14 protein-coding genes are annotated in these 14174 nt (G+C 64.6%); 8 read left to right on the top strand and 6 right to left on the bottom strand.

Translation table 11 applies throughout. The annotated features are described in order from the left end of the window. Window positions 1-30: 30 nt before the first annotated feature. Window positions 31-1212 carry a DNA polymerase III subunit beta gene (gene dnaN / locus KRX55_RS09170; protein ID WP_218407442.1) on the bottom strand — a complete coding sequence of 394 codons (1182 nt, stop codon included), beginning with the start codon at window positions 1210-1212 and terminating at the stop codon, window positions 31-33. A gap of 690 nt (window positions 1213-1902) precedes the next feature. After that, window positions 1903-3462, bottom strand: coding sequence for a chromosomal replication initiator protein DnaA (gene dnaA, locus KRX55_RS09165; RefSeq protein ID WP_370625814.1), 1560 nt, complete (start codon window positions 3460-3462; stop codon window positions 1903-1905). Window positions 3463-4676: 1214 nt separating this feature from the next. Between dnaA and rpmH the strand changes: the two genes are divergently transcribed. The 8 genes from rpmH (at window position 4677) to KRX55_RS09125 (ending at window position 10485) form a co-directional block, all read left to right on the top strand. After that, on the top strand, window positions 4677-4820 hold the full coding sequence (gene rpmH, locus KRX55_RS09160) for a 50S ribosomal protein L34 (RefSeq protein ID WP_198735233.1): 144 nt from the start codon (window positions 4677-4679) through the stop codon (window positions 4818-4820). A 27-nt stretch (window positions 4821-4847) separates the two neighbouring features. Then, complete coding sequence (gene rnpA / locus KRX55_RS09155; RefSeq protein WP_218407440.1) at window positions 4848-5213, top strand: ribonuclease P protein component; 366 nt, start codon at window positions 4848-4850, stop codon at window positions 5211-5213. Between the two features lie 79 nt (window positions 5214-5292). Next, window positions 5293-5562 (top strand): membrane protein insertion efficiency factor YidD, encoded by a 270-nt coding sequence (gene yidD, locus KRX55_RS09150; protein ID WP_370625813.1) that lies wholly within the window; start codon window positions 5293-5295, stop codon window positions 5560-5562. A 7-nt stretch (window positions 5563-5569) separates the two neighbouring features. After that, window positions 5570-6712, top strand: coding sequence for a membrane protein insertase YidC (gene yidC, locus KRX55_RS09145; protein ID WP_218407438.1), 1143 nt, complete (start codon window positions 5570-5572; stop codon window positions 6710-6712). 108 nt (window positions 6713-6820) lie between these two features. Then, window positions 6821-7498 carry a 16S rRNA (guanine(527)-N(7))-methyltransferase RsmG gene (rsmG, locus tag KRX55_RS09140; protein WP_218407437.1) on the top strand — a complete coding sequence of 226 codons (678 nt, stop codon included), beginning with the start codon at window positions 6821-6823 and terminating at the stop codon, window positions 7496-7498. A 191-nt stretch (window positions 7499-7689) separates the two neighbouring features. Further along, window positions 7690-8655, top strand: a complete 966-nt coding sequence (locus KRX55_RS09135) for a ParA family protein (RefSeq protein WP_218407436.1) — start codon at window positions 7690-7692, stop codon at window positions 8653-8655. Window positions 8656-8711: 56 nt separating this feature from the next. Then, window positions 8712-9785, top strand: coding sequence for a ParB/RepB/Spo0J family partition protein (locus KRX55_RS09130; RefSeq protein ID WP_218407435.1), 1074 nt, complete (start codon window positions 8712-8714; stop codon window positions 9783-9785). 31 nt (window positions 9786-9816) lie between these two features. Further along, entirely contained in the window at window positions 9817-10485 is a 669-nt protein-coding gene (locus tag KRX55_RS09125; RefSeq protein ID WP_218407434.1) for a hypothetical protein, read from the top strand. 82 nt (window positions 10486-10567) lie between these two features. Here the strand turns inward: KRX55_RS09125 and KRX55_RS09120 are convergent, their stop codons facing one another. The 4 genes from KRX55_RS09120 to KRX55_RS09105 all read right to left on the bottom strand — a co-directional run bounded on the left by KRX55_RS09120 (window position 10568) and on the right by KRX55_RS09105 (window position 13998). Next, window positions 10568-11749 (bottom strand): N-acetylmuramoyl-L-alanine amidase, encoded by a 1182-nt coding sequence (locus tag KRX55_RS09120; protein ID WP_218407433.1) that lies wholly within the window; start codon window positions 11747-11749, stop codon window positions 10568-10570. 114 nt (window positions 11750-11863) lie between these two features. Then, complete coding sequence (gene trxA, locus KRX55_RS09115) at window positions 11864-12187, bottom strand: thioredoxin (protein ID WP_218407432.1); 324 nt, start codon at window positions 12185-12187, stop codon at window positions 11864-11866. Between the two features lie 114 nt (window positions 12188-12301). Further along, window positions 12302-13243, bottom strand: coding sequence for a thioredoxin-disulfide reductase (gene trxB, locus KRX55_RS09110; RefSeq protein WP_218407431.1), 942 nt, complete (start codon window positions 13241-13243; stop codon window positions 12302-12304). 83 nt (window positions 13244-13326) lie between these two features. Next, entirely contained in the window at window positions 13327-13998 is a 672-nt protein-coding gene (locus KRX55_RS09105) for an RNA polymerase sigma factor (protein ID WP_218407430.1), read from the bottom strand. Window positions 13999-14174: the final 176 nt, after the last annotated feature.

Below are 14174 nucleotides of genomic sequence, written 5' to 3'. Positions count from 1 at the left end.
ACACGACAACCCCGGCCTGTCCCGCGTCTCTCAGCCGGGAAGACGGACCGGCATCAGGAGATACGTGAAATCGGTCTCCGGGGTGGTGAAGGTTCCGTCCTCATCGGCTTCGGGCAGGTCGGCGGGCTCCGGGATGAGGATCGCGGGCCGTGACGGATCCGTGAATCCGAATACGACGCGCTCCGTCCGCACCACGGCGAGGCCATCCTTCAGGTAGCCGGCGTTGAAGGCGGTGAGCAGCGGTTCACCGGTGAATGCGCAGGGGAGGATCTCTTCGGCGTGACCGGCGTCGGAACCTCCGGCGGAGAGGATGACCTGTCCCTCTGAGAATTCCATCCGGATCTGGGCGTTCCGGTCGGCGACCAGGGCGACGCGGCGGATCGCATCGATGAGCGGGGCGATCTCGACGCTCGCCAGTGCCTTGTGGTTCTTCGGCAGGAGCGGTCGGAAGTTGGGGAACTGCGCGTCCAGGAGACGCGTGGTCGTGCGGCGGGCGTCCGCGTGCACGCCGAACAATCCTTCACTACCGATTTCCGCGCCCGCGCCGACGGCGATCTCGATGTCGTCGTTTGCCCCGTCGAGGGTACGGGCGTTGTCGAGGAGGGTCTTCGCCGGGATGAGCAGTTTCGCCGTGGCGTCCGTGTCGGCGGAATTCCATCCCAGTGTGCGTACGGCCATCCGGAAGCGGTCGGTGGCGACGAGCAGCAGTTCCGGCCCGTTGATCTCCATGTGCACGCCCGTGAGCATGGGCAGTGTGTCATCTCTTCCGGCCGCGGTGGCGACCTGGGTGACGGCCTCGGTGAACAGCTTCGGGTTGATTGTTCCGGTGGTCTCCGGGAGCGTCGGCAGCTGCGGGTAGTCGTCGAGCGGGATGCTCGGCAGTTCGAATCGGGAGGAACCGCATCTGACCTGCACTGTTGAGCCGTTGAGTTCGATCTCGACGGGCTTGTTGGGCAGAGTTGCGGTGATGTCCGCGATGAGCTTGCCGGCAACGGCGACTCTACCTGTCTCGGTGACCTCGGCCGGGATACGGACCTGTGTGGAGACCTCGTAGTCGTAGCCGGCCAGTTCCAGGCCCTCGTCATCGGCGGTGATGAGCATGCCCCGGAGAACGGGCTGGGTGGGTTTACTCGGGAGGCTCCGTGCCACCCAGGCGACAGCTCCCGCCAGGTCATCCTTGGACACCCGGAATGACACCGATTGTGACTCCATGCTCGTTGAAGCTCCTCAAGACGTGGTCGAACACTGCGACGCGACACAGGAACTGTTCCGGCCATCGGCCGGAACGGGATGCACTGCCGCCGGAGCGTTGTCGCCGGACGGGTGAGACAGGGTCCGGGACATCGCTTCATGTGATTACAGACCAACGTACCCGGCGAGCGGTCGCCGGGAAACCTGGAATCACAAAGATGCCTCCCCTCCGGAGGTTCACTCTGTCATCCCGGTGCCGGTCTCCGCCGGACCGGAGTCAGTTTCCCCACACCCCCTCTTTCTTCTTTAGATCTACCAAGGGAAAAGACGGGAGTAACAGTAAGTCCTGTGCAAACTGTGGAATCGGTGCCATCGGGTGTGGTCCGCCCGGCGATTCGGGTTGTGGGGTCATCTGTGTGAATCATGTGGACAAAGTCGACGGCCTGTGGATGGATCCCCGAGCCGGTTGTTCATCCACACGCCATCCACCATCCGGGGGTTGTTGTTCAACAGGTCACCGGCGGTTGTCCACCGACGGTTCCAGTTGTGACGGGTGACGGATACTGTGTCGAGGATCACCAAATTACATCTGTGAAATTACACAGCTGTGGATAAGGTCTGTGGACAACTTCCGGACCGCGTCGGTCACACGAAGACGAACGGGAGGCACCCCTTCCTGAGGTGCCTCCCGTTCGGGTGTGGTGCGGTCCGCTAGGCCCGCCCGCGGGTCTTCACTATTCTCGTGAGCTCCTGGATCTGATCGTAGGTGTCATGTTTCTCGGTCATCTCCTTCCGGATCTTCCGGTCCGCGTACATGACCGTGGTGTGATCCTTGCCGCCGAAGCTCGCACCGATCTTGGGCAGCGAGAGGTCGGTGAGCTCCCGACAGAGGTACATGGCCAGCTGTCGTGCTCGGGCGATCGGGCGCGCCTTTCCGGTGCCGCACAGCTCCTTGACGCTGATGTTGAAGTAGTCCGCGGTCACCTCGATGATCGTGTTCGCGGTGATCTCGATGTCAGCGGCCTCGGGCATGATGTCCGACAACGCGGACATGGCCGTCGCCATGTCGATGCTCGTCCCGTTCAGGGATGAGAAAGCCGTGACGCGGATGAGCGCACCCTCGAGTTCGCGGATCGAGGATTCGTAGCGGGACGCGATGAGCTCCAGCACATCCCTCGACACCACGGTTCCCTCGAGGCCGGCCTTCTTCTCGAGAATCGCGATACGGGTCTCGAGGTCGGGCGGCTGGACATCCGTGATCAACCCACCCTCGAAGCGGGTCCGGAGGCGGTCGGTCAGGGTGGTCAGTTGCCGTGGTGGCCGGTCCGAGGACAGGATGATCTGCTTGTCCGCCTGGTGGAGGGCATTGAACGTGTGGAAGAACTCCTCCTGCGTACCTTCCTTGCCCTCGAGGAACTGGATGTCGTCGACCATGAGTACATCGAGATTCCGGTACCGGCGTTTGAATGATTCCTGACGGTCGTCACGGACCGAGTTGATGTAGTCGTTGGTGAACTCCTCGCTGGAGACGTACAGCACGCGGAGATCAGGTTGCAGTTCCTGTGAATAATGTCCCGCGGCGTGGAGGAGATGGGTCTTCCCCAGGCCCGATCCACCCCAGATGAACAGCGGGTTGAATGCCTGGGCGGGAGATTCGGCGACGGCGATGGCCGCTGCCTGGGCGAAGCGGTTGGATGAACCGGTGACGAAGGTGTCGAAGGTGTACCGCTCATTCAGGGATGCCGCCCGGTGCGGGTTTCTCGCGGCCTTCTCCCGGACGATCCGCTGGCCGCTGTCCCGTTGCGGCTTGTTCCGGGAATTCTCCGTCGCACGGGCGACCGTGGCCCGCCAACCCTCGCTGGACGGGTAGTCGGCGTCCCGGTCGGAGGTCGTCCGGCCGGACAGATGCTCGTTCGGGTGGTTCTCCGTTTCCCGGTGGACATCCGCCGGGAACAGGGTCGGTGCGTCGGGATCGTCGCGGTGTGTGGTGTGACTGTCGACATCCGTCGGTCCGCCCGGGATCGTGGTCCGGGTACCCCGTCCATGCCACTGGGTCTGAACCGGTTGCTGCCCGGGCGAAACATCCGGATCAATGTCGGACCGGTTCGGCGACCGGTGATCCTCCCGGTGGAAGGGATCCCGGTGGGGGGTCTCCCCCTGCCGGCTCTCCGCGGGGGTCTCCGGCGCGACGGAGACGGCGATGCCGTGGGGGCTCCCGAGGATGTCGGAGAGAATCTGCTTGATCGGCTCCCCGAAGTCCTTCTCGATCATGTTCTTGGCGTACAGGTGCGGGGTGGTGAGAACGGCGAAACCCGGGACCAGTGCGACGATCCGGACGAGCTGCATGTTCGCGGCCTGCATCGGGCCGAGGGGAGGAACTCCGCTTCCGGGCCTTCCGGCCAGGTCAGTGAGCTCGGTCACTACCCTGTCCCAGATCTGCTGGGGTGAAGTATCCGTCACGGTCATCCTTCTGTACGTCGTCTCTGATCTCTGCCGGACATCGGCGGTCCGCACTTCCCGGTGGAACACGAACAGGGGAGGTAGGGAAGCTCAGGTGTTGATTCCGCGGCCCGGGGTGCCGGTGCGGGCAACGGCGGTGGACGGAGAACTGTAATTCTCCACCGGTTCGTCCACACCTCGATGTGGTCGGTGTCCAGCAGGTTCCACAGAGTTATCCACATCTGTGGACAACAGTTCGTGGGCCTCGTTCTCCACAGGGTACCGGATGCCCTGTGGATAGATTCAACCGGCTGTCCCGACCGGTTTAACCTGGGGATTCGTCCGGAAACGAGAATATCCTCAAGCTTTGGTTGAGAGTTATTCACAGTGCAGGACATCCACAGGCTGTGGTTCCACGGCTGCTTCATTGTTACCTGTCGCCGCGGACCGGTGTCTAGGTGGGTGACCCGGTGGCCCTGCCCCCGGGTCCCCGCCGAGGGTCGCCGACGGTGGCGTCTGCCCGCGAAAACGCGTTGGAAGGGTCAGGTGAATAGGGGGATAATTACGGAAATGTCATTTCAACTCCGGGGTTCTCCGGCGGCGTGTCGATTTGTCGAACCATCAACCTGCACGTAATCTGGCCTAGTCTCAACGCATCACTCAGGGTGGACACTTGTGTCCGGTCTGTTCCGGTGCGTTTCACGCAGCACCGGCCGGTCAGCCGGACGGCCGCAGTGCCGGCATTCCGGGTTTTCCGGTTCGTCGCATTCCGGTCGATCCGTTCGACGTGCCACCGCTGCGTTGTGTTCCGGGAATCGCCTGGACGAATGTCGCCCCCGCGACATCTGTCGATCGTGTCCCGGGCAGCAGAAAAATCATCCACCTAAGGGTGAGATGCACAACCGGTGCCTGTGTCTCGGCGCCCGGCGAAGAGGGCGATCATCCCGTCCCGTGTGCTCCGGCACAGGGAGAGGACGCCCTCCGGTCTCCGGATGCCCCGACCGTCCCGGTGTGTGGATCACCCGTTAATTTGAGGAGTGTTCACCGTGGCAAAGGGCAAGCGGACGTTCCAGCCGAACAACCGTCGTCGCGCACGCGTGCACGGCTTCCGTACTCGTATGCGCACCCGTGCAGGGCGCGCCATCGTGACGGCTCGCCGTCGCAAGGGCCGTGCTTCCCTGACCGCTTAATCAGCGGTCAGATCCGCAGGTTCACGGGTGTTACCGAAAGAGCACCGACTCTCCACCCCGTCCGACTTCAGTCGCACGATCCGGGGTGGGCGTCGAGCAGGCTCGAAGACGGTCATCGTGCACCTTCGGCACACGGAGACCGAACCCGGAATGGCCCGTAGTGGCGGTCCCCGGTTCGGTCTCATAGTTTCCAAGGCCGTCGGGAATGCGGTGCTCCGCCACCGTGTGTCCCGACGGCTTCGGCATGTCTGCGCCGGACTGGTGGCGGGTCTCGGTGATGACTGTGATGTCGTCATCCGGGCCCTGCCACGTGCCGCGGACGCCTCCGGACCGGAGCTCGACCGCGATGTCCGGAGAGCTCTGGGCAGAATCCGGGACCGCAGCGGTGACTGAGATCCCCGGAACGTGTCCCCACTGCGGGGCGTCATCGGCTGCGCCCGGGTTCCGTCCGGGGAAATCCGCGGCATCTCGGGTGCTTCTGTCCGGGGTCCGTTTCTACCAAAACTACATATCACCCCTTAAGATGGGGTCCACCTGCCGTTTCGAGCCGACCTGCAGTGCCTACGCGCTCCAGGTCATCTCAGCGCGGGGTGCGGTCACCGGCATCGTGCTCACGCTTGTGCGGTTGTCCAAGTGCGGACCCTGGCATCCGGGTGGTTACGATCCTGCGCCTCGGTTCCGGGCACCGGAGGATCCTCCCGGCTGCCCCCACTGCACACCCACCACCACCAAGGAGTCCTGACTCAAAAGTGCTTGATTTCGTCTACTGGCCAATTTCGGCCATTCTCTGGTTCTGGCACAAGGTCTTCAGTGTCCCCTTCGGATCCGGATCCGGTGTTTCCTGGGTCCTGGCCATCGTTTTCCTGACCTTCACCATTCGTGTCCTGCTGGTTAAGCCGATGCTCAATCAGATGCGGTCATCGATGAAGATGCAGGCGCTGCAGCCCCAGCTCGCCGAGGTGAAGGAACGCTGGAAGGGCGACCAGACGAAGATCATGGAGGAGACCCGGCGGATCAACAAGGAGGCCGGAGTCAATCCGATCGCCGGCTGTCTGCCCGTCCTCGTCCAGATGCCGGTGTTCTTCGGCCTGTTCCACGTGCTGAGGTCGTTCAACCGGACCGGTTCGGGTCCCGGACAGCTGGGCCTGTCTATCGAGGACAACCGTCAGCTCGCGAACTACATCTTCTCCCCCACCGACGTCCAGTCCTTCCTGGACGCACGGCTCTTCGGGGTCCCGATCTCGGCCTACATCAAGATGCCGCAGGACATGTACGAGGCGTTCCAGCCCATCGACTTCACGCGGATGAACATCGTGTTCGTCGCGGTGCCGTTGATCATCCTCACGGCGGTTGCGACGCACTTCAACGCGAAGATGTCGATCACCCGGCAACGTGAACGCATCGCCAGCGGCAAGCAGAAGAGCATGGGTAGCGCACAGATGCAGTCCCAGATGGAGATGATGAACAAGATGATGGTCTGGTTCTTCCCGGCCATGATCGTGTTCACCGGTATCTTCTGGCACATCGGTCTGCTCTGCTACATGGGTGCCAACAACATCTGGACCTTCTTCCAGCAGCGTTGGATCTTCGCGAAGCTCGACCGTGAGGAGGCCGAGGAGGAGGAGCAGAAGAAGCAGGCGAAGCGTGCCACCGCCCCGAAGCCCGGGGTGCGACCGGAGAACCCCAAGAAGGCGCCGAAGAAGAAGCGTCGGGGTTCCCCGGGCAACGGGAACCTGAGCATCGACAAGGTGGTCGGGGACGGCCCCTCCGCCGCGGAGGACGCGGAGGCGCCGGATGCCGGTCCCGGTGCGCCGGACGGTGCCGCACAGGAACCCCCCTCGGCCGGGCAGTCACCGGCTCCGGGAAAGCGGAAGAGGAAGAAGCGGAAGTAATTCCGACTCGTCCACGAAAACCCCACAGGTCCGATCCTGTGGGGTTTTTCCGTGTGTGTCGGTCGATGACGCCGGGCGGAATACGCCCCCGCAGCGCCACATGGAAAGATGTTTCACGTGAAACCACCAGAGACTGATCCGGAAGAACCGACCACTCCCCCGTCCGCGGCTGAAGCTGTCTTCGGCACCAACCTGGACAGGGCGATCGCGTACCACCGCTCACTGGCGACGGACGGTGCGGTCCGCGGCTTCATCGGGCCCCGTGAGGTGCCGCGACTGTGGGACCGGCACATCCTGAACTGTGCGGTGCTCGGCGAGGTCGTCCCCCGGGCGGAAGGCCTCCGGGTGGCGGACATCGGCTCCGGCGCGGGACTGCCCGGGATACCGCTGGCTCTCGCGCGCCCGGACCTCGACATCACCCTTATCGAGCCGTTGCTCAAAAGGTCCACCTATCTCTCCGAGGTGGTCGACGAACTCGGGTTGGACAACGTCACCGTCATCCGGGGACGGGCCGAGGAGAAGGTGGTGCGGGAACAGGTCGGGCGGTTCCGGGTAGTCACGTCCCGGGCCGTCGCTCCCCTCGGAAAGCTGGCCGGGTGGTCACTCCCGCTCGTCGCCCGTGGCGGCGAGATGATGGCGCTGAAGGGCTCGTCCGTGCGGGAGGAACTCGACCGCGACACACGGCAGATCACCCGGGCCGGAGGTGGCCGCGCGCGGATCGTCACCGCAGGTGAGGGTGTGGTCGACGAGCCGGCTACGGTCATCGTGATTCCGCGACGGAGATGACCGGTCAGTCACCGGTTCAGGTGGTGCCGCTCCGGTGGATGGGCCATTCATGAGACACTAGTGTTGAACTGATGGTGGAACGGTCCACGGGTTGAATGTCCGGGAACGGAACCGCCGTCGCGGGACAACCGACTTCGGCCCCCGCACGCATGACCTGCGAATTCCGGCAATGAAAAGGGGAAACGACGTCCATGGACGACAACTTCTGGGACGACACACCGATAGCGGCCGCGGCCAAGCGCGCCGCCAAGGTGAAGACCCCGAACGCCTTTTCGCTCCCACGCCCGGAGCGGCCCAGGATCTTCACCGTCGCCAACCAGAAGGGTGGTGTGGGTAAGACCACGACATCGGTGAACCTGGCCGCCGGACTCGCCCTCTGCGGGCTGAAGGTCCTCGTGGTCGATCTCGACCCCCAGGGAAACGCCTCGACAGCCCTCGGGGTGGAGCACCGCGGTGAGGGTGTGCTGTCCAGTTACGAGGTGCTCCTCGGAGACTGCACCCCCCTGGAGGCGATGCAGACGTCGACGGCACACGAGAACCTCAAGTGCATTCCCGCGACTATCGATCTGGCCGGATCAGAGATCGAACTGGTTTCCATGGTGCGGCGTGAGTACCGGCTCGCGGACGCACTGAATGAGGAGTTCATCACCAACCAGGGATTCGACTACGTCTTCATCGACTGCCCCCCGTCACTCGGTCTGCTCACCATCAACGCGATGACGGCCGCGCGGGAGGTTCTCATCCCCATCCAGTGCGAGTACTACGCCCTCGAGGGCGTCGGGCAGCTCCTCAACAACATCACCATGATCCGTGACTATCTCAACCGGGAACTGCACATCTCGACGATCATGCTGACCATGTACGACGCGCGGACGAAGCTCGCGGAACAGGTGATGGAGGAGGTCCGCTCCCACTTCGGGGACGTGGTTCTGCGCTCGGTGATACCCCGCTCCGTGAAGGTCTCCGAGGCCCCGGGCTACGGTCAGACCGTACTGGCCTACGATCCCGGTTCCCGGGGTGCGATGGCCTATCTCGACGCCGCGAAGGAGATCGCCAATCGCGGTGACTACCCCGTCACCGCTGACTCAGGAGCCCTCGGTGTCTCCCCCGACGGGGGTGCTGGCACGCAGCGATCCGGTACCGGAGGCGCACGGTGAGCGACGGGCGCAAAGAAAGAAATCCACTCCTGCACCAGAAAGGTTCCGGTCACACCATGGCACAACAGACCCGCAAGGGTGACAGCCGCCGCGGCGGCCTGGGGCGCGGCCTCGCCGCACTCATTCCGGACGGCGCATCCCCGGCCCGGCCCCGGTTGGGTGACGGAGCCGCCAGCATCCTCATGGGTGAACGCAGCCCGGGTGCGGAGGCCACCACCGGAGAATCCGCGGCGGGGGCCGGGAGGCCCCCGGCCGCCTCGTCGACCAAGGGAGACAGGCGTCCCACCGTCGCCTCGGGGACACCGGACACCGGCAACTCCGTCGGGGCCGTATACCGGGAACTCCCGGTCACTCAGATCATGCCGAACCCGCACCAGCCGCGGACGGTGTTCGAGGAGGAGGCGCTCGAGGAGCTCGTCCACTCGATCCGTGAGTTCGGGCTCATGCAGCCGATCGTCGTCCGGCGGGCGCCCGACGACGGTGGTTGGGAGATCATCATGGGTGAGCGTCGCTGGCGGGCGGCGACACGTGCGGGCCTCACCGAGATCCCGGCCATCGTCCGGGACACCGACGACGGGTCCATGCTCCGGGACGCGCTCCTGGAGAACATCCACCGCGTCCAGCTCAATCCACTGGAGGAGGCGGCCGCATACCAGCAGCTGCTGGAGGAGTTCGGTGTGACCCAGGCGCAGCTCGCCGATCGGATCGGTCGGTCCCGACCGGTGATCACCAACATGATCCGGTTGCTGGCGCTGCCTGTGCCCGTCCAACGCAAGGTCGCCGCCGGTGTACTCTCCGCGGGGCACGCCCGTGCTCTGCTGGGACTGAAGACCGGTGCTGACGCCCAGGCGGCCCTCGCCGACCGGATCGTCGCCGAGGGGCTTTCCGTGCGAGCCACGGAGGAGGCCGTCACGCTGCTGAACCGGGGCGACAAAGTTCCCGAGCGCAGGACGAAGGAGCGGCCCGCCCCGCCGGAGTTCGCGACCCATGCCGCGGAGAGTCTCGCGGACCGCCTGGACACACGCGTGACCGTGAGTGTGGGCAAGCGCAAGGGAAAGATCATGGTCGAGTTCGGGGACCGGGAGGATCTCGAGCGGATCATGGGACTCCTGCAGGCCGGTAACAGGTAACCCTCCGGAGAAGAAGAACGGGGCACCGGCCATGATTCCCTCGCTGTACGCGGTGACACCGGACACGGTCTGTCTGATGCACGCCCGTGCCCGTGCCAGCATCTTCTGGGAACTCGATCCCGGGACCGCGGCCGAGGTCACCGCCACCGATTCGGCCTCCCTGGAGAAGGAGGCGTGGATTCACCGGGTCCTGGCGGAACAGGGTGGATGCGGCTACAGCATCGGCTCGGTCGAGGAATCCGAGGCGATCGCGAGTGTCCTGTTCTGCTCCCCCGAGGACGCGTCGGGGGCGGTGCAGTTGCCGACCGCTCCGGTCTCCCCGGATGCGATGTTGCTGAGCTCGCTTTTCATCGATGACCGGTTCGGGGGAATCGGACTGGAATCGGTGCTGGTGAACGCGGTCATCCTGGAACTCACTCGACGAGGTGTGCGGGCCGTGGAAGCTTTCGCCCTGCGCGATCCGGTCCCTGACCTCCATACCGATGAAGCGGACCCGGGTACCGGGGAGGAGGCCGTCCGGAGTCTTGTTGTGCGGGCCCGCGAAGTCGGACTGTTGCGGTACGGGGTACTCGAGGATGCAGGGTTCGACGTGGTCGCCGACCACGAGCTGCTACCCAGGATGCGATTGTCGCTCCCCCACGAGGACCGCCTCCGGATGGAGGGCTTCGAGTCTCTCCCGCTCGCGGCGACCCCGAGGTAGGTCGGGAGGGTCTGGTGGAGACCGTTCCACCGGGGCTTAGACGGCCGCCGTCAGTCGGGGGAGGGACAGCGTTCCCAGGCGCTCAGAGCAGCTCGGATTCGAGGATCTCGCTGAACTTGTAGGTACCCGTCGGCTGGTCATCCCGGTCCATCAGGTACAGCCGTTTGACCGCGACAACGATCGACTCCGCGATGGCGTCACGCTGTGCCGAGTCAGTGAGAATGGAGACGTCGTGCGGATTCGAGAGGTAGCCCGCGACGAACTCGACGCAGGTCATCTCGCTCAGTCGCAGGAGATCCCAGGTCCGAGCATGATTCCCGCAATTGATCAGCTCTGTGCGGGCGCTCACCTCACGTTGGATGAGACCGGACAGCTTCTCGCCCATCAGCGACGATGAGCCGTGCTGTGAACCGAAGTAGAATGACGCACAGCCGGAGGCCTTCTCGTTCGGGTAGTGGTCCAGCTGCAGGCAGAGCATGAGGTCCGCGCCGAAGGCGTTGGCGATGTTCGCGCGCTGATCGTGGCTCGGATCATCCATGCGGGGCCGGGAGATGATCGTCTCCATGCCCGTCGCGACCATACGGCCCTCGAGGCGGGTGGCGAGATCCCAGAGGATCTCCTCCTCGGAGATGTCACCGAATCGTCCACGGACGGTGCGGCCCCTGTTGGAACCTCCGAGTCCCGGGTCGATGACGACCCGCTTGCCGGTGAGCTGCGGACCCGCGAGGCGCACCTGTTCCCGTTCCAGGATGGCGTTGGGTGAACCACCGGTGATTCGTCGCCCCAGATAGTTGAGAGCGCGGATCGTCTTCGGGCCGCAGATCCCGTCGCTCTCCAGGCCGTAGTTCAACTGGTAGTTGGCGACGGCGTTGTAGGTCGACTGGCCGTAGTGTCCGTCGATCCGGTCCGTGTAGAACCCCAGTTCCAGCAGCTGGCGCTGAAGCTGGTTGACGTCGTCGCCGACGAGAACGTTGTTCGGGTAGAAGGAAAGCACCCGGGCACCGAGCGTGTACGTGGCCTCGCGGAGTTCACGCAGCGTCGACTCCCCGATCTCACCGGAGGCGATGATGCCCCGGGTCTGCTGGAATTCCTGCACGGCACGGGCCAGGTCAGCGTCGTAGAGGGTGTCCTTCTCCTCGAAACGTCCGGAATCTCTTCCTCCGACGTCTCCTGCGTAGCCCTGAATCAGGCCGAGTCGGGCCAGGGTGGAGCGCACCTCGGCGACACGGGGGCTTCGGTCGCCCACCCGCAGTTTGTCTGCCACGATATCTTCGTCCTTCGTCCTACGTTCCCACAACTGTCCCGGACGCCCGGAAAAAAACCTGCGCCCACAGATCCGACTATTGGTGCTGTCGGTGACTTCAGGTCAGATTACCAGTTAAAGCAGGCTCTCCAGCTGGGACACGATCTCGTTCCTGGGCCGCGGTCGGTTGAATTCGGCCACCTTCTTTCCCCCGCTGAAGAACATCAGCGTGGGGATTGACATGATCTGATATCTCGCACCCAGGCCGCGTTCGGCGTCGACGTCGACCTTGGCGATGAGCGCCCTGTCCCCCATCTCCTCGGCAACCTGGTCGATGACCGGTGCCAGTTTCCGGCACGGCCCGCACCACTCGGCCCAGAAGTCGACGAGGACCGGTTTGTCGGCCCCGAGCACCAGCTCCTCGAAGTTGCTCTCGGTGACGTTGACGGGGTTACTCATGTCTCTCCTCCGGTGTCGTGTCGGTGTGCGGAACAAGGGTGAAACCGTGGTTCCCGGGGGTGGTGATCCCGAGAATACGCCGTTTCGGCCGGGGACCGCCGCGGTGCAGAGTGCTCAGAGCGCGGGTGCCGCGGCGAGGAAGTGCTCGACGTCGATCGCGGCCCGGCACCCGGAACCGGCGGCCGTCACCGCCTGCTGGTAATGGCTGTCGACGAGGTCGCCGCAGGCGAAGACACCGGGGATGCTGGTGCGGCTCGACGGCTGTTCCACGGTGACGTATCCGGCAGGGTCACAGTCGATCTGACCGTCGACCATCCCGGAACGCGGGTCGAGACCGATGGCGACGAACATGGCCGTCACACCGAGATGCGAGCTTTCCCCGGTCACCGTGTCGGCCAGCTCGAGACCGGTAACCTTCTCCCGGCCCTCGACCCGGGTGACCACCTTGTTGGTCACGAACCGGATCTTGTCGTTGGCCCGTGCCCGCTCCTCCATGATGGCGGACGCCCGGAATTCCTCACGCCGGTGCACGATGGTCACCGAACTGGCGAAACGGGTCAGGAACAGTGCCTCCTCCATCGCGGAGTCACCGCCGCCGATCACGGCGATGTCCTGGTCCCGGAAGAAGAACCCGTCACAGGTGGCACATGAGCTGACGCCACGTCCGAGGAGTTCCTGTTCACCGGGGACCCCGAGATAGCGGGGTGCCGCCCCCATCGCGAGGATCACCGTTCGCGCGGCGAACTCCTCGTCATCGACCCACACTTTCTTGATGTCGCCCGAGAGGTCCATCCTGTCCACGAGGTCCTGGCGCAGATCGGCGCCGAAACGCTCGGCCTGGCTCCGCATCTGTTCCATCAACTCGGGGCCCATGATCCCTTCCGCGAAGCCGGGGTAGTTCTCCACCTCAGTCGTGGTCATCAGGGACCCGCCGTACTCGATTCCCTCGAAGACCAGGGGATTGAGTTCGGCGCGGGCGGCGTAGATCGCCGCGGTGTAGCCGGCCGGGCCGGAACCGACGATGATGACGTCATGGACTGGTGGGGTGGTGGTCATGGAGATCCTCGAGGGGTTGAAGGGTAGTGCCGGCGTCGATTGTAGGCGTGCGCCGCCGGCTCGTCCGCCGCTCCCCGTCAGGTTCAGTCCTCCGACTCCGTGAGCAGTGCCTTCAGCGTGGACCGGGCCCGGGCGCGTCGGGACTTCACGGTTCCGGGGCGGACCTTCATGATCGCCGCCACCTCATCGACCGGGAGGTCTGCCAGATCCACGAGCAGAATCGCCTGTCGCTGGTCCTCGGGGAGCTGACCGATCGCGTCCCGGAGTGTGATCGAGAGATCCACCTGCCCGAACGGTTCTTCGGTCCCGAGCAGTCGGTGCGCGACCTCGGAGGCATCCAGCGTCGTGAATTCCCTGCGCCGGAAACCGACGCCGAGATGGTCGTACCCCGAGTTGACCACGAGCCTGTGGAGCCAGGTGGTGAGGGCTGAGTCCCCACGGAACTTCGACAGGTGCCGACTCGCCCGCAGGAGTGCGTCCTGGATGATGTCATCGGCCTCATCGTCGGAACGGGCGTAGCGTCGGGCCACCCGCCACAGGCGGGCTCGGTGTCTTCTGACGATCTCCGAGAACGCGGCGTCATCGCCGTCTATGTACGCGTCGACGAGACTGCCGTCGTCGGCGGTCCGGTGGCCACGGACGCCGGGCCGGGTACGGCGACGCGGTAATGGGCGGGGCGTCGCACCCGGGATCGTTCCGGCGCCGGGTACCCGATCGTCTTCCCCGGTGCCGCCGGCGGTGTCGGTGTTCCCCATGAGGCCTCTCCCCTGCTCGTCCGCGAGACACCGCCGGGAGGTACGTGGCAAAGGTTCATCGTTTCCGTCGATGCGTGTACCGGCGGTGGAGGCCCATTATCCATCGAGTGCTGCACTTTCGATAGGTTCGGTGAGGAAATGACCGATCCGGGGGTAGCGAAACCGCTGATTCAGGG

This window comes from Corynebacterium sp. TAE3-ERU16 (assembly GCF_019209935.1).
GTDB classification, from domain to species: domain Bacteria; phylum Actinomycetota; class Actinomycetes; order Mycobacteriales; family Mycobacteriaceae; genus Corynebacterium; species Corynebacterium antarcticum.
Note: the sequence above shows the minus strand (reverse complement) of the source record. Positions and strands in the feature narration are given on the sequence as shown.